Origin of the sequence: Alloalcanivorax sp. C16-1 (assembly GCF_046507805.1) — a bacterium.
Taxonomy (GTDB): Bacteria; Pseudomonadota; Gammaproteobacteria; order Pseudomonadales; family Alcanivoracaceae; genus Alloalcanivorax.
In genome coordinates this window covers 1,343,673-1,359,275 of record NZ_JBKFTK010000001.1, presented here as the reverse complement: position 1 = coordinate 1,359,275, position 15,603 = coordinate 1,343,673, and the positions used below count along the sequence as shown (strand labels likewise).

13 protein-coding genes are annotated in these 15,603 nt (G+C 67.3%); 5 read left to right on the top strand and 8 right to left on the bottom strand.

Annotated elements, in window-relative coordinates:
• Positions 1-93 precede the first annotated feature (93 nt).
• Positions 94-1,104 (top strand): zinc-binding alcohol dehydrogenase family protein, encoded by a 1,011-nt coding sequence (locus ACLD0W_RS06505; protein ID WP_410306664.1) that lies wholly within the window; start codon positions 94-96, stop codon positions 1,102-1,104.
• A gap of 13 nt (positions 1,105-1,117) precedes the next feature.
• Here ACLD0W_RS06505 and ACLD0W_RS06500 read toward each other — a convergent pair whose 3' ends face one another.
• Positions 1,118-2,155: a metal-dependent hydrolase gene (locus tag ACLD0W_RS06500; RefSeq protein WP_410306663.1), complete on the bottom strand. Its 1,038-nt coding sequence runs from the start codon at positions 2,153-2,155 to the stop codon at positions 1,118-1,120.
• Positions 2,156-2,406: 251 nt separating this feature from the next.
• On the opposite strand from ACLD0W_RS06500, the gene cfa reads away from it, so the two are divergent.
• The 4 genes from cfa (at position 2,407) to ACLD0W_RS06480 (ending at position 8,760) form a co-directional block, all read left to right on the top strand.
• The gene (gene cfa, locus ACLD0W_RS06495; RefSeq protein WP_410306662.1) at positions 2,407-3,567 is read left to right on the top strand and encodes a cyclopropane fatty acyl phospholipid synthase; all 1,161 of its coding nucleotides are present in this window, start codon (positions 2,407-2,409) and stop codon (positions 3,565-3,567) included.
• A 113-nt stretch (positions 3,568-3,680) separates the two neighbouring features.
• Entirely contained in the window at positions 3,681-4,838 is a 1,158-nt protein-coding gene (locus tag ACLD0W_RS06490) for a sigma-70 family RNA polymerase sigma factor (RefSeq protein ID WP_410306661.1), read from the top strand.
• A gap of 106 nt (positions 4,839-4,944) precedes the next feature.
• A complete protein-coding gene (locus tag ACLD0W_RS06485; protein ID WP_410306660.1) occupies positions 4,945-7,251 on the top strand; it encodes a TonB-dependent siderophore receptor in 2,307 nt (768 codons plus the stop codon).
• Between the two features lie 327 nt (positions 7,252-7,578).
• Complete coding sequence (locus tag ACLD0W_RS06480; protein ID WP_410306659.1) at positions 7,579-8,760, top strand: lipid A deacylase LpxR family protein; 1,182 nt, start codon at positions 7,579-7,581, stop codon at positions 8,758-8,760.
• Positions 8,761-8,771: 11 nt separating this feature from the next.
• Here ACLD0W_RS06480 and ACLD0W_RS06475 read toward each other — a convergent pair whose 3' ends face one another.
• The 7 genes from ACLD0W_RS06475 to ACLD0W_RS06445 form a co-directional block, all read right to left on the bottom strand.
• On the bottom strand, positions 8,772-9,143 hold the full coding sequence (locus ACLD0W_RS06475; RefSeq protein ID WP_410306658.1) for a sirohydrochlorin chelatase: 372 nt from the start codon (positions 9,141-9,143) through the stop codon (positions 8,772-8,774).
• Between the two features lie 11 nt (positions 9,144-9,154).
• The gene (locus ACLD0W_RS06470; protein ID WP_410306657.1) at positions 9,155-10,063 is read right to left on the bottom strand and encodes a histone deacetylase; all 909 of its coding nucleotides are present in this window, start codon (positions 10,061-10,063) and stop codon (positions 9,155-9,157) included.
• Positions 10,064-10,090: 27 nt separating this feature from the next.
• Complete coding sequence (locus ACLD0W_RS06465) at positions 10,091-11,452, bottom strand: efflux transporter outer membrane subunit (protein WP_410306656.1); 1,362 nt, start codon at positions 11,450-11,452, stop codon at positions 10,091-10,093.
• Between the two features lie 46 nt (positions 11,453-11,498).
• Complete coding sequence (locus tag ACLD0W_RS06460) at positions 11,499-13,442, bottom strand: MacB family efflux pump subunit (protein ID WP_410306655.1); 1,944 nt, start codon at positions 13,440-13,442, stop codon at positions 11,499-11,501.
• Positions 13,442-14,578 (bottom strand): efflux RND transporter periplasmic adaptor subunit, encoded by a 1,137-nt coding sequence (locus tag ACLD0W_RS06455; RefSeq protein ID WP_410306654.1) that lies wholly within the window; start codon positions 14,576-14,578, stop codon positions 13,442-13,444. The genes ACLD0W_RS06460 and ACLD0W_RS06455 overlap by 1 nt, the downstream gene beginning before the upstream one ends.
• A gap of 82 nt (positions 14,579-14,660) precedes the next feature.
• The gene (locus ACLD0W_RS06450; protein WP_204427540.1) at positions 14,661-14,882 is read right to left on the bottom strand and encodes a DUF3820 family protein; all 222 of its coding nucleotides are present in this window, start codon (positions 14,880-14,882) and stop codon (positions 14,661-14,663) included.
• A 34-nt stretch (positions 14,883-14,916) separates the two neighbouring features.
• Positions 14,917-15,582, bottom strand: coding sequence for a cation transporter (locus tag ACLD0W_RS06445; protein ID WP_410306653.1), 666 nt, complete (start codon positions 15,580-15,582; stop codon positions 14,917-14,919).
• Positions 15,583-15,603: the final 21 nt, after the last annotated feature.

Sequence of the window (15,603 nt, the reverse complement as noted above, 5' to 3'; positions counted from 1 at the left end):
GCTATCCTTGTTGTTCTGGTTACCCTGATGGTCTGAAACCATCCCCTTTCAACTTTTGACTTTCAACTTTTAACTCGTGCCCCGGGAGGCTCCATGAAAGCAGTCGGCTTCAATCAACCCCGCGCCATCGAGGACGTGCACGCCCTGGAAGACATCGAACTGGACCAGCCGCAACCCGGTCCCCGGGACCTGCTGGTGGCCGTGGAGGCGGTGTCGGTGAACCCGGTGGACACCAAGGTACGCCAGCGGCCGCTGGCGGACAAAGACTATAAGGTGCTGGGCTTTGACGCCGCCGGCCGGGTCGAGGCGGTGGGTTCCGAGGTACGCGGCTTTCTGCCCGGCGACCGGGTCTGGTACGCCGGCGCCATGCAGCGCCCGGGCTCCAATGCCCAGTATCAGTGCGTGGACGAACGCATCGTCGCCAAGGCGCCGGAAAGCCTGGGCCTGCAGGAAGCGGCGGCGCTGCCGCTGACCACCCTGACCGCCTGGGAGGCGCTGGAAGACCAGCTCGGCCTGACCCCGCAAAACGCCAACGGCAAAACCCTGCTGATCGTCGGCGGCGCCGGCGGCGTGGGCTCCATCGCCGCGCAACTGGCGGCGCGCCACTTCGGCATGACGGTGATCGCCACCGCCGGCCGCGAGCGCTCCGCCGACTGGTGCCGGGCGATGGGCGCCCACCACACCATCGATTACCGCCAGGGCCTGGTGGCGCCGCTCAAGGAACTGGGCATCGAGCAGGTGGACGCCATTCTGCTGGCCCAGGAACCGGACGGTTACTGGAACGACGTCTGTCAGCTGGTGGCGCCGCTGGGCGGCATCGTCTCCATCGTCGATGCCCGCGGGCCGCTGGACACAAATCCGCTGAAACCGAAAAGCGCCCGCTTCGCCTGGGAGTTCATGTTCACCCGCGCCCTGTTCGGCGTGGACATGGAACGCCAGGGCGAGATTCTCGGCCAGGCGGCGAAACTGGTGGACGAAGGCGTGCTGGAAACCACCCTGGCGGAAACCCTGGGGCCGATCAACGCCGCCAACCTGAAGGAAGCCCACCGCCGCATCGAAGGCGGCGGCACCATCGGCAAGCTGGTGCTGGCCGGCTGGGACTGATCACGGAGTCCGCTCAGGGCTGCCCGCAGGCCGCTGGCGATTCCCCCAGCTGCAGGTTGTGCAGGCACAGCACCGGCGCCAGCGCGAAGGTGCGCCGCCAGAGCATCGGCCACACCTGCTCATTGATCATCGGCCGGGGCAGCCGGGTGCTCACCATCGGCGCCCAGCCGTCCGGCGCCCGCTGGGCGATCACGAACTGGAACGGGTGGGCACCGGGCACGCCCAGGCGCACATCGGTGACCACCATCCGGTCACCGTTGCGCCGGTAATCGAGAAAGCCGTCGGTGAACCAGATCAGCCGTTGGCCGTCCGCCAGCCCGGCGGCCGCCTGCTCCAGTTCCGCGCGGCGCGGAAAGCGCTCCACATGGAGCGGCCCGTCGCCGTCGAACACGCCGGTGACGATCTCCAGGCGCGCCGACGGCGCCATCACCGTGGCCCGCCACAGGAAGGTGGAAAACGGCATCGGCTGGACCATCAAGGGCACGTCCTCGATGCCTTGATCCGCCAGCACCCGCTCCACCCGCTGCGTCATCCATTGCTGGGCCACCAGACTCCATAGCAGATAGCCGCTGGACAGCGCCAGCCCCACGGCCAGGGCGCGCCGGGCCGGCGGTCGGATCAGCGCGATCACCACCGCCACCAGCAACGGCAAGGTATAGAGCGGGTCGATAATAAAAATGCTGTTCAAGGCCACCGGCGGCCCCAGTGGCCACCACAGCTGGGTGCCGTAGGTGGTGAAGGCGTCCAGTAACGGGTGGGTGATCAGCACCAGGCCGGTGAACGCCAGGGCGCGCCGGAAACTGATGGTGGTTTTCCAGCGGCTGAGCAGAAACGCCAGCAGCAGCGCCAGCGGTGTCAGGACCAATAACGAATGGCTGAACCCCCGGTGCTCGGAAAAATTGGCCACCGCGTCGCCGTAATCGATCAGCACATCCAGGTCCGGCAGGGTGGCCAGGGCCGCCCCGGCCAGCACCGCGCCACGCCCCCAGCGACTTCCCAGGACCGCGCCTCCGAGCGCGCCGCCCAGCGCCGCCTGCGTCAAAGAATCCATGCCGTGCTCCAAAAAAAGGCAAAACGAAATAGCGTCGTTAAATTCCACCCATAGAAAGCATCCATACCGTCGCCGACGGCACCGCCAACCGTTTGAATAATATTGTAAAAACCGGGCCGTGGATGAAACTTGCGCGGTCATTTACGGGTTTCAGCGCTTGCGTCCGTGATGAGAGCGTCAAAAAATGGTCGTTAATGCCGGCCATGCTGACAGATCCATACCGTCTTCACCTCTCGCTCAGGAGATGCCGTATGCTCGACTCACGCAGCCAGGACGACGCGCACCGTACCGGATCGCGCGCCATTGACGACCTGATCGCCACGGTGTTGTCCAACGCCGATGTGCAGATCAATGGCCGGCGCCCCTGGGACCTCCAGATCCACCACCCCGAAACCCTTTCAAGAATCGCCGCCCAGCGTTCCCTCGGCCTGGGCGAATCCTATATGGACGGTTGGTGGGACTGCGACGCCCTGGATGAGTTCACCTTCCGCATTCTGCGCGCCGGCGCCGACGACCTGGGCAAAAGCAAAACCATGCTGGCGCTGCAGCTGTTCGGCCACGCCCTGCGCAACCGGCAAAGCCTGCGCCGCGCCCGGCAGGTGGCGGAGCGGCATTACGACCTGGGCAACGATCTGTTCGAAAAAATGCTCGACCCGACCATGGCCTACAGCTGTGGTTACTGGAAAGACGCGGACACTCTGCATCAGGCCCAGGAGGCCAAGCTTGATCTGATTTGCCGCAAGCTGGAACTGGAACCGGGAATGACGCTGCTGGATATCGGCTGCGGTTGGGGCAGCCTGCTGGAATACGCCACCCGGCACTACGGCGTGCGCGCCCACGGCGTCACCGTCTCCACCGAGCAGGCGCGGCTGGCCCGGGAGCGCTGCAAGCATCTGCCGGTGGAAGTGATGCTCAAGGATTATCGGGCGGTCACCGGCCAGTACGACCGGGTGGTGTCGGTGGGCATGTTCGAGCACGTGGGGCGGCGCAACTACCGCACCTTCATGGAGACCAGCCGGCGCCTGCTCAAGGATCGCGGCCTGATGCTGCTGCACACCATCGGCAACAACGAAACCAGCAACTGCCACGACGCCTGGATCAACAAATATATTTTTCCCAACGGCGAGTTGCCGTCGATCAGGCAGATCGCCCGCCACGCGGAGCACCGCTTCGTGGTCGAGGACCTGCACAATTTCGGCCCCGACTACGCGCGCACCCTGAAAGCCTGGGACGCCAACTTCCAGGCCCACTGGCCGGAACTGCGCGGTCAATACGACGAGCGTTTCCAGCGTATGTGGCACTACTACCTGAATATGTGCGCCGGCGCCTTCCGCGCCCGCACCATTCAGTTGTGGCAGTGGGTCTTCTCCAAACCCGGCCACCGGGTACAGGCCTACCGCGCCCCCCGCTGAACGCCGCGGCGCCGGCCCTGGCATGGGGCCGGCGGGCGGTGGCATAATGCGCCCAAAGCGGATCACGAATCATTCTCAATCCTATCGCGACCCCAATCGGGGCGGGCGCACCCATGCACGCGGACGACCTGTTTCAACGACATGCCCGGGAACTGAACGGCTATCTTTGCCGGCGCCTGAACTCCCCGGAGCAGGCCGCCGACCTGTGCCATGAGGTCTATTTGCGTCTGCGGCGGCTGGACCCCCAGCCCGCCGAGGCGCTGACCAATCCGCGCGCCTTTCTGTTCCGCATCGCCCGCAACCTGCTGATCGACCACCTGCGCCAGCAGCGCAGCCGCCCGGTCACCGTGCCCCTGGGCGACCCGCATCTGGATCTGGAAAGCAGCGCCCCCACGCCGGAGTCCGCCGCCAGCAGCGCCCAGGCCGTGGACGGCCTGCGAACGGCGCTCACCGACCTGCCCGATCACGTCCGCCAGGCGCTGCTGTGGAACCGCCTGGACGGCGTCAGCCAGCGGGAAATCGGCGAACGCCTGGGCGTGTCCGAGCGCATGGCCGGCAAGTACATCGCCCGGGCCCTGGCCCATTGCCGGGCGCTGGTGGCCGCCCTGGTGGTGATCGTGGTGGTCGCCGCCGCCCTGCCCTGGTCGCTGTGGACCGCGGACGCCCGCACCGGCGCTGGCGAGCGCCGCACCCTGACCCTGGCGGACGGCAGCCGGGTGATCCTGAACGGCCGTAGCGCCATCAACATCGACATCACCGACCAGCGTCGCCGGGTGGAGGTGGTGCGCGGCGAAGCCCTGTTCCAGGTGGCCAAGGACCCCGACCACCCGTTCCTGGTGCGCGCCGGTGACGCCCGGGTGCGGGTCACCGGCACCCGCTTCGAGGTGCGCCGCCGCGACGGCACGGTGCGCCTGACCGTGGCCGAAGGCAGCGTGCGGGCCGGCGATGGCCACCGCCACCGCTCGCTCCGCGCCGGCCAGCAAGTGCACTGGCGCCGGGGCCGCCTCGGTGAAGTGGAAACGGTGGACGCCGCGGCCACGCTGGCCTGGGCCCGGGGCCGGCTGGTGTTCCGGGACCGCCCGCTGGGCGAGCTGCTCGCCGAGTTGCGTCCCTACCATCCGGATCGCCTGGTGCTGCTCAACAACGAGCTGGCCGATCGGCGGGTGAGCGGCACCTTCGCCGCCGATCAGCCGGAGGCGGTGCTGAGCGCCCTTACCCAGACTCTGCCGGTGCGCGCGCTGCGGCTGCCCGGCATGGTGCTGCTGTATTAAAAATTTTTCTTCCCGAGGTTCAGAAACGGGCGCCGGCTTCGTCTTCCTGCATGTCTTTGTCGCGAATGGTTTCTATTTGCACTTTTGGAAGAAGGGTACCCTTTTCATGAAATCAATGACTTACCCCCGCCTGGCGCTGTTCGCCGCCGGGCTGATGCTGGTCGGCGCCGTGCGGGCCACGCCGCTGGACATCCCGGCCCAGCCCCTGGATGCCGCCCTGGCGGAGCTGGCCGAGGCCACCGGCCTGCAGCTGCTGTACGACGCCGACGCCACCCGTGGCAAACAGAGCCCGGCGCTGCGCGGCGACTACGGCGCCCGCCAGGCCCTGGATCGGCTGCTGGCCGGCAGCGGGCTGCGTTACCGGGTCAACGACGACGGCAGCCTTACCCTGGAGCCCGCCCCGGTCACCGAGAGCACCCTGGCGCCGGTGGCGGTGAACGCGGAAGCCGCCACCAAGGTGGACACCCCCACCCTGGAAACGCCCCAGTCGATCTCCGTGGTGCGACGCGCGCAAATCGAGGAACAGGGCTCCGACACCGTGCAGCAAAGCCTGCGCTACACGCCGGGGGTGTTCACCGACCAGATCGGCGCCTCCAAGCGCTACGACTATGTGTCACTGCGCGGCTTCTCCGACGACAGCATCGACAACATCTATCTGGACGGCCTCAAGACCATGGGCGACGGGGGCACCTTCAGTTCCATGCAGGTCGACCCCTATTTCCTGGAGCGGGTGGAAATCGTCAAGGGCCCCACCTCGGTGCTGTATGGCCGTGCCTCGCCGGGCGGCCTGGTCAACCTGACCAGCAAGAAGCCGCTGTTCGAAACCCGTCAGGAACTGCGTTTCGGCGTCGGCGACCATGACTACCGCAGCGCCGGGTTCGACTTCTCCGGGCCGGTCAACGACCGGGTGGCCTACCGGATCGTGGGGCTGACGGAGAAAAGCGACACCCAGTTCGATCACCTGGAGCAGCAACGCCGGGCCATCATGCCCAGCCTGACCCTGGCACTGGGCGAGAACACCCAGCTCGATCTGATGGCCTATTATCAGGACGACCCGGAAGGCGGCAGCCACAGCGGCGTGCCCGCCGAGGGCACGCTCTATACTCGTAACGGCCGCTACATCGACAACGATTTCTTCGAAGGCGAGCCGGGCCATGAACAGTTCGAGCGCACCCAGAAAATGCTCGGCTATCAGCTGCAGCATTTTCTTAACGACACCTGGAGCCTGCGCCAGAACGTCCGCTACATCACCAGTGACGTGAACCTGCAGCAGGTGTACAGCTACGACTGGGTGGGCTCGGGCAATCAGTTGAGCCGCTACTATTCCGGCGCCGACGAACAACTCGACGCCTACACCGTGGACAACCAGGCGCGGGCCGATTTCACCACCGGCAATCTCCGCCACACGCTTTTGATCGGCGTGGACTATCAGCATCGGGACGTGGACGCCGCCTGGAGCAGCGGCGCCTTTCCCGCCATCGACGCCTTCGATCCGGTGTACGGCGCCGCGCCCACCGCCATCGGCGACCCGGTCAGCCATCAACGCAAGCTGATTCAGACCGGGGTCTACCTGCAGGATCAGATCGCCCTGAACCGCTGGCGTTTCTCCCTGGGTGGCCGTCAGGACTGGGTGCGCACCGCCAACGTCAACGAAGACACCGGCGCCCGCTCCAGTCAGGACCGCGAACAGTTCAGCGGCCGCGCCGGCGTGCTCTACCGGTTCGACAACGGCCTGGCCCCCTATGTGAGCTATTCCGAGTCGTTCAACCCGAGCGTCTACACCGACGCCGACGGCGACCCGCTGGAACCCACCGAAGGCACCCAGTACGAAACCGGCTTGAAGTACCAGCCCCGCGACGGTCGCGGCCTCTACACCCTGTCCCTGTTCCATATCGACCAGGAGAACCTGGCGATCCGCGAGCCCCAGTCGGCGGTCTATCTGCCGGTGGGCGAGATCCGTTCCCGGGGCGTGGAGCTGGAGGCCCAGACGCTGCTTACCGATCGCTTGCGGGTGCAGGCCAGCTATACCTATACCGACATCGAGTACAGCGAAGCGGAGCCCGGCATCGACGGCAACCGGGTCAACCAGGCGCCGCGCAACCAGGCCAGCGCCTGGGGCCACTATCGCTTCGACGGCGGCCCGCTGTCCGGCTTCGAAGTGGGCGCCGGCGTGCGTTACACCCAGGGCATCCAGGCGGACCGGGAGAACACCCTGGAAGTCCCCGCTTACACCTTGGTGGACGCGGTGCTCGGCTATGACTTTTCCGCGCTGGGCGTGGACGGCCTGAGCGCGCGCATCAACGCCAATAACCTGCTCGACAAGGAATACGTGGCCTCCTGCTATTCGCTCAACTACTGCTACTTCGGCGCCGAACGCAGTGTCATGGCCACCGTGAGCTACCGGCTCCGCTGACTTTTTTTCAAACTTTACCGGCCTTCATGACAACGCCGTCACGGCCAGCCGCCTTTGCACAAGCTTTTACATAGGCGCTCTCGCGCGGCGCCGGGAAATCGCCAATGCTAAGCATCGAACGGCTTGCCGAGGGCGCCGTTCGGGATGGACCCCGGCCTCGGCCATGGGACGGCTACTAACAAAATCGTTACGCAGAATCAGGCAAGAAAAGCCCAGCTTTGACCTACCGCCGCGCGCGGCCGCCGCCTTAGGGTAGCGCCCGATAACGGCGACCGCCGAAACCGGCGGCCGGGATCCGCTAACGTGATTTCTGTGGAACGGACAACGATGGACACTGACTCCGCCAACGCCGCCACACCGCGGCGTGCTCATCACAAGTACGGTCTGGGACTCACCGCCGCGCTGCTGCTCGGCGCCGGCGCCGCCAGCGCGCAAACCACGCCGGACCTGCCCGGCGACGCCGCCACCTGGTCCGCCGGAGGCGTACAGCTGGCCCAGCTGGATCGCGATGAGCGCACGCCGCGCCGGCCACGCCCGGCACCCCGCCAGGAGCCGGAGCGGGAAAGCTGGTCGTTCGCCTTCGACAACGACGCCCTGGTACCCACCGGGCGCGATCAGGACTACACCTACGGGCTCAGCTTCTCCTACACCGGCCGCGACGCCCGTGATGCCTGGTACTCCATGAATCCGCTGCTGACTGGTCTGGACCGCCTGTTCGGCGTGGACGGTCGCGCACCGGAGAACATCGACGGCCACAGCATCGAATTCGGCCTGTTCGGCTTCACGCCGGAGGCCAAGGAGGAGTCCGCGCCGCTCTACAACGACCGGCCCTATGCCAGCCTGATCTACCTGTCCCAGTCACGCACCCAGATCGACCGGCAAAACAACGTGGCCTGGTACAGCAGCCTGACCGTGGGCGCCCTTGGCCTGGCCATCGTCGGCAACGGGCAAAACGCGGTGCACAAGGTGATCGGCAGCGAGCGGGCCGAGGGCTGGGACCACCAGGTCAGCGACGGCGGCGAACCCACCGCCCGCTACACGGTGGCGCGCCAGAAGTATTTCGACGTCGGCGACAACCTGGAAGTGAAAAGCACGCTGCAGGCCTCCGCCGGCTACATTACCGAGGCGCGCTGGAGCCTGAGCTTTCGCGGTGGCCGCCTGGCCGATCCCTGGTGGCGGTTCAATCCGGAGCTGACCAGCTACGGCGACGGCGCCGCCCGGGACAACGGCGGCGCGGCTCCCACCGAGAGCTATCTGTGGGGCGGCGCGTCGGTGGTGGCACGCGGCTACAACGCCTTTCTGCAGGGCCAGTTCCGCGACAGCGAAGTCACCTACGACTCCGACGAACTGAATCATATGATTCTGGAAGCCTGGCTCGGCTATACCCACGCCTTCGACAACGGTTGGCGGGTCAGCTATGTGCTGCGCGGCCATACCTCCGAAGTGCGCGAAGGCACCGCCGACCGCAATGTGCTGTGGGGCGGCCTGATCCTGGCGAAAACCTTCTGAGGGTGGTCCGCTTAAGGAATCTGGACGGAAATATGCTCGCCCACCAGGGCGGCCAGCCCGGGCGCATTGCCGAAGTAGTCGAGCAGTTCGATGGTCAGATGCGGGTGCCGCTCGCGGACCTCGCGCACCTGCGCCGGAATATCCGTGGAGACATGCTTGCCGTTGTTGAAGAACAGCGGATAGACATAGACCGCGTCCACCGGCTGATGCTCCAGTTGCTGCAGCGCCTCCTGCAACGAGGGGCGCGCCAGTTCCAGAAAGCAGGGCAGCACCGCCGCGTAATCGTGGGAGGCTTCCGCCACCGTTTCCACCAGCGCTTCGAACTCCCGGTTGGCCGCTTCCGCGCGGCTGCCGTGGGCCATGATCAACAACGCTTTTTTCACTGATACCTCCATTAGTCTCTCCACAGGGAAGAGGCCGCTTCGATTACCAGGGCATGACGGCGGGCCAGGGCCGCCCGGTCATCGTCGTAACCACCGCCGATCACGGTGGCCACCGGCACGTCACGATCGCGACAAAGCGACAGCACCCGCCGCTCCCGCTCGGCCAGCCCGGCCAGGCTCACCGACAGCCGGCCCAGCGGATCGCCGGCGTACACGTCCACCCCCGCATCGTACAGCACCAGGTCCGGGCGCACCGTCTCCAGCAGGTGGCTGAGCGTTTCCGTGACCGTGCTCAGGTAGGCGTCGTCTTCCAGCCCGAGCGGCAGCCCCACATCCAGATCGCTGTGCATCTTGCGGGTGGGGAAATTCTTCTCGCAATGAATGGAGCAGGTAAAGGCGCGCGGTTCGTCGGCCAGGATGGCGGCGGTGCCGTCACCCTGGTGCACGTCGCAATCAAAAATCAACAGCCGCTCCACCCGTCCCTGGGCGAGCAGCGCCCGGGCGGTCACCGCCAGGTCATTGAGCACGCAGAAGCCGGAACCGAAATCGTAATGGGCATGATGGGTACCGCCGGCCAGATGGCAGGCGATGCCGTGCCGCAACGCCAGCCGGGCGGTGACCAGGGTGCCCATCGGCGCGATGCAGGTGCGCCGGGCCAGCTCCGGACTCCAGGGCAGCCCCAGTCGTTTGGCTTCCTTTTCCTCAAGCCGGTCGTTGAGAAAACGATCCAGGTAATCCGGGCAGTGGGCCAGCGTCAGCAGCGCCGGCCGTGCCCGGCCCGGCCGGTGCAGGTTGGCGGGCGTGGCGATGCCGGCCTCGGTGAGCCGCTCGTGCAGCAGGCGAAACTTCTCCATCGGGAAACGGTGGCGGCCCGGGAACGGGAAACTGTAGGACGGATGGTAAACCAGCGGTATCGGCATGGGCGCAGTATACCGGAGCCGGCCCGCTCAGGACGTCTCCGGCAGGGCCGCCAGCCCCTGGCCCAGCACCCGGTACAGCGTTACCCGCGCCAGCATCTCGTTGTAGCGCAGCTCCAGGGCGTTCTGGCGGGCGCTGATCAGGCTGGTCTGGGCGTCCAGCACCGAGGTCAGCTCGATCTCGCCTTCCCGGTAGCGCGCTTCGGCGATCTGGAAACTCCGCGTCGCCTGGCGCAGGGCTTCCCGCCGGTGCACGTCCTGCTCATCCAGTGCATTGATGTTACCGAGACTCTGCTCCACCTCGGAAAGCGCGGTGAGCAAGACGCTCTGATAGCCGGCGACCTGCTCCAGCCAGGCGGCCCGGGCCACGGTGTTCTGCCCGCGGGTGGCGCCGCCATCGAACAGCAACTGGCTGAGCGAGGCGGCCAGACTGTACACCGCATCGCCGTCGAACAGATCGCCCAGGGCGGCACTGGCATAGCCGGTACTGCCGGTCAGGGTCAACGAGGGCCACCAGGCGGTGCGCGCCACCGCCACGCCGTAATCGGCGGCCATCACGCCGGCCAGGGCCGCCCCCACGTCGGGGCGCTGGGCCAATACCCGCACCGGCAGGCCGGGCTGCACGCCGGGCAACGTCAGGCCGGCGAGCCCGCCGTCGTCCAGCGCGAACCCCTGGGGGGTGTCGCCCACCAGCACCGCCAGCGCGTAACGGGTCTCCCGAGCCTGCTGGCGCAGGGCCGGCAGCGCCGCCCGTTGATTGGCCACCAGGGTGCGCTGCTGAGCCAGATCCTGGGGAGAGACCGCGCCGTAGCGCACCTTGGCCTCGACCAGTTCCAGCACCTGCTCGGACAGCGTCAGGCTCTCCCTCGCCAGGGTCAGCCGGTCATCCAGGTAACGGCTTTGCAGCCAGGTACCGGCGACACCGGACAGCACCGTAAGGCGCACGCTGTCCCGGTCGAAACGGCTGGCCTCCAGGTTGGCCTCGGCAATCGCCCGGTTGGTGCGCAGGCGCCCCCACAGATCCAGCTCGTAGCTGGCGTTGGCGTTGAGCCGGAAACTGTCGGCGCCATTGCCGCCGCCGACGGTGCCGGAGGTGGAAGCGCCGCCGCCCAGGGACAGGCTCGGAAACAGGGTGGCGCCGGCCTGCTGCAGACGCCCCTCGGCCTGCAGCACCCGGGCCGCCGCCGCCTGCAAGTCAGTGTTGTCGCTTAACGCCCGGGCCACCAGCTGGTTCAGCTCATCACTGCCGAAGCCTTGCCACCAGGCCGGCGTGTCCACCGCCGCGCGGCTGTCGGCCAGTTGGTTCTCCCACTGCTCGGGCACCGCCGGCTCGGGCATCTCCAGCCCGGACCGCAGGGCGCACCCGGACGCCACCAGGACGAACGCCGCCATGACCAGCGCCCGCTTGCCGCTTGCGGCTTGAAGCTTGAGGCCGGGTTTATTCATTACTGAGCGCCTCCACCGGATTCAGGCGGGCGGCTTTCAGCGCCGGCGCGAACCCGAACACCAGCCCGATCACCGCCGCGCACAGAAACGCGGCCACCGCCACCGGCACCGAGAACAGAATCGGCAGGCCAAACAGGGTCAGCAGCAGCCCCACCGCCACGCCCAGCGCCACGCCGATCACCCCGCCCAGGGCCGAGACCACCACCGCCTCGGTGAGAAACTGCTGCAGGATATTGCGCTGACGGGCGCCGGTGGCCATGCGGATGCCGATCTCGTGAATGCGCTCGGTGACGCTCACCAGCATGATGTTCATCACGCCGATGCCGCCCACCAGCAGGGAAATGGCGGCGATGGAACCGAGCAGCATGGTCAGGGTGTTCTGGGTGTCGGACACCATGTCCAGCAGCGAGGCCATATTGAACACCCGCACGTCCTCGGTGCCGTGGCGCTGGGTGAGGCGCTCCACCGCCGCCTGCTCGGTGGCGTCGATGTTCTCCACATCGTCCACCGCCAGGGTGATGGAGCGCAGATAGTTCTGGCCGAACAGGCGCAGGGTGCCGGTGGACAGCGGCACGAACACCACATCGTCCTGGTCGTCACCCCAGTTGGTGGCGCCCTGGGCGCTCATTACGCCGATCACCTGGAAGGGAATGCTGTCCAGCAGAATGAACCGCCCCAGGGCGTCGCCGTCGCCGAACAGTTTCTCGCGCACGGTGCGGCCGATCACCGCCACCGGCGCGTAGCGGTCCTGGTCCACCCGCGAAAAGAAAATGCCAGACTCCGGCCGCCAGTCGCGCAGCAACGGATAGTCCTCGGACACCGCCTTGACGCTGGTGGTCACGTCCTGCCCGTTGGCGCGGGCGGTGGCGCTGCCGGAGATTTCCGGCACCGCGGCGCGCACATTGGGCAAATCACGAAGTGCGTCCGCGTCGGCGGGCACCAGGGTGGCGATGACGCCATCGGCCACCCGCTGCTGGCCCCGGTCCGGGCGGATCACCAGAAGATTGGTGCCCATGTCGCCGATGCGCGCCACCACGTCCTGCTTGGCGCCCTGGCCGATGGCCAGCATCACCACCACCGCGCCCACGCCGATAACGATGCCAAGCAGGGTCAGCAGGGTCCGCAGCCAGTTGGCGCGCAGGGAACGCAGGGCCATGGTCACCGCTTCCCCGACCTCGCCGGCGTCCGGCACGCCGCTTTCCACCGGCGGGCTCAGGGCGGCCGGGCTGTCGGCGGCCACGGTGCGCGGCGGGCGCCGGCGGCTGTCGTCGACGATACGGCCATCGTGCAACGCCACCACCCGGTCGGCGTGGGCGGCCACGTCGGCGTCGTGGGTGATCACGATCACCGTGTGGCCGGCCTCCGCCAGCGCCCGCAGCTGCGCCATCACCGCCTCGCCGCTGACGCTGTCCAGAGCACCGGTGGGCTCGTCGGCGAGAATCACCCGGCCGCCGTTCATCAGTGCCCGGGCGATGGACACCCGCTGCTGCTGACCGCCGGACAACTGCCAGGGGCGATGCTCCAGCCGCTCGCCCAGGCCCAGGTCAGTGAGCAGCCGTTGCGCCCGCTGGCGCCGCTGGTCCCGGGGCAGGCCGGCGTAGATCGCCGGCAACGCCACGTTTTCCCAGGCGCTGGCGGTGCCGATCAGGTGATAGCTCTGGAACACGAAGCCGAACATCTCCCGGCGCAGCCAGGCCAGCGCCTGATGATCCAGCTCGCCCACGTCACGGCCGGCGAAGCGGTAGTGGCCCTCGCTGGGCCGGTCCAGGCAGCCCAGAATGTGCATCAGGGTGGATTTGCCGGAGCCGGAGCTGCCCATGATCGCCAGGAACTCACCGGCCTCGATGCGCAGGTCGATGCCGTGCAGCACCTCCACATCCTGTTCGCCGCCGGGGTAGCGTTTGCGGATGCCGGTCAGCTCGATCAGCGGCGCCATCAGAACAGCCCTCGCCGGCGCGGGGCATCCGCCTCCCGGGCCGCCTGGACCTGACCGATCACCACCGTGTCGCCTTCGCTCAGCCCGTCCAGGATCTGCGTGCGCACCCGATCGCTGACGCCGGTTTTCACGGCCCGGCGCTGCGGCCGGCCCTTGCCGTCCAGTACCCGCACCCAGGTGTCGCCGCCGTCGCCCTTGATCGCCGCCGCCGGCACGCTGAGTGCCTGCTCGGCAGCCTCGACCACGAAGAACACCTGGGCGGTCATGCCGGACATCAGCCGGCCCCGCGGATTGTCGATGTCGAATTCCGCGGTGTAGAGCACCACGTTGTTCACTTCCTCGGGGGTGGGCAGCACCTGCCGCAGGGTGGAGCGATAGCGCACCGCGCTGTTGCCCAGGGTATTGAAGTACACCGGCATGCCGGGGGCGAGACGGTCCACGTCCGCCTCGGACACCTGGGTGGAGACGGTCATGCTGGACAGGTCGGCGATGCGCAGCAGGGTGGGCGTGGTCTGGTTGGCGTTCAGGGTCTGGCCCTGGCGCGCCTCCAGGGTGACCACGGTGCCGTCCCGAGGAGCATAGATGGTGGCGTAGCCCAGGGTGGCCCGGTCGCCGGCCAGGGAGGACTCGTTCTGTTTGATCTGCGCCTGCAGCACCTTGAGCTGGGCGCGGGTGGTGGCCAGGGTGGCGCGGGCGGTTTGCCAGGCGTCATCGCTGGTGGCGTCGACGCCGCGCAACCGCTCCTGGCGCTGAAACTGTAACTGCGCCAGCTCCAGTTCGGCGCGCTGCTGGTCCAGCTGGGCGCGCAGGGCGTCGAGCTGGGCTTCGCCCTCGTCCACCCGGGCCTGCTGCACCGAGGCATCGATCTCCGCCAGCAGCTGGCCTTCCTTCACCGGATCGCCCACGTCCACGTACAGCTTTTCCAGCTGGCCGGACACCTGGGCGCCCACGTCCACGTAGTCGAGGGGTTCAAGGGTGCCCAGCGCGGTGACGCGGTCCTCGATGTCGGTCCGTTCCACTTGCGCGGTGCGCCATTGGTCGGCGCCGGCGGCGGTGGGCCAGCGCCACCAGAGCAGCGCCGCCAGCAGCACACCGGCGAACACAATCAGAAAAAGATGACGTTTGATCCAGCCCATCGAAGACACCGCCCCATTGCAGAATGCGGCCACTGTAGAAGGCAACGGTGCAAACAATGTGCGCGCTTTGCGAAAGAAAGGATTAAGAATCCTCGCGGAACGGCGCCACCAGATGGGTCAGGTTTTCCACGCTCAGGATCATCGCCAGCGCCATCAGCCGGCCCAGCTCGCCGCGGGGAAAACCCCGGTCGGCGAACCACAGCAGATAGGGCTCGGGCAGGTCCACCAGCGGCCGCCCCTGGTATTTACCGAAGGGCATGGTGCGCTGGCACACGGCGATCAGATCTTCGTTTTTGAAACTCATGGCTTATCGGATTCGGACGGGCAATCCGCGCAGCCTAACGCCCACGGCAGTCGCTGCCAACGTTCGGCTTGTCGCAGCAGCCGGCGGGCGGTGCACGCCCGGCGCGTTCCTCCTGCCCGGCCTGACGCAGAATCGCCAGGGCGCTGTGGGTAAACAAGCCGGCGATGGCCAGGGCGACCAGCACATCGGGCCAATGGTTGCCGGTCAGTATCACCAGCGCGCCGGCCAGGATCACCGACAGGTTGGCGATCACATCATTGCGCGTGCACAGCCAGGCGGAGCGGATGTTGGCGTCGCCCTGGCGGTAGCGCAGCAGCAACAGCAAACTGAGCCCGTTGGCGGCCAGGGCCACCAGCCCCACCGTGGAGATCAGGCCGCCGGAAGGGGTGGCACCGCTGACCAGCGCCCGCAGACTGTCCACCAGCACCAGCACACCCAGCAACAGTAATGACCACCCCTTGATGCGCGCCGCCCGCCAACGCCAGGTCATGGACTGGCCCAGGGCCCACAGTGTCAAACCATAGGTCGCGGCATCGCCGAGGAAATCCAGGGCGTCGGCGCGCAGGGCGCGGGAGCCGCTGGTCAGCCCGATCAGCGCCTCGACGAAGAACATGGAAAGATTGATCAACAATACCGCGATCAGTGCACGGCGATAGGCGGGCGGGGCACCGCGCTCCAGTTCCGGCTCACAACAGGCCATCGGTTCTCTCCTTCGCGGCCA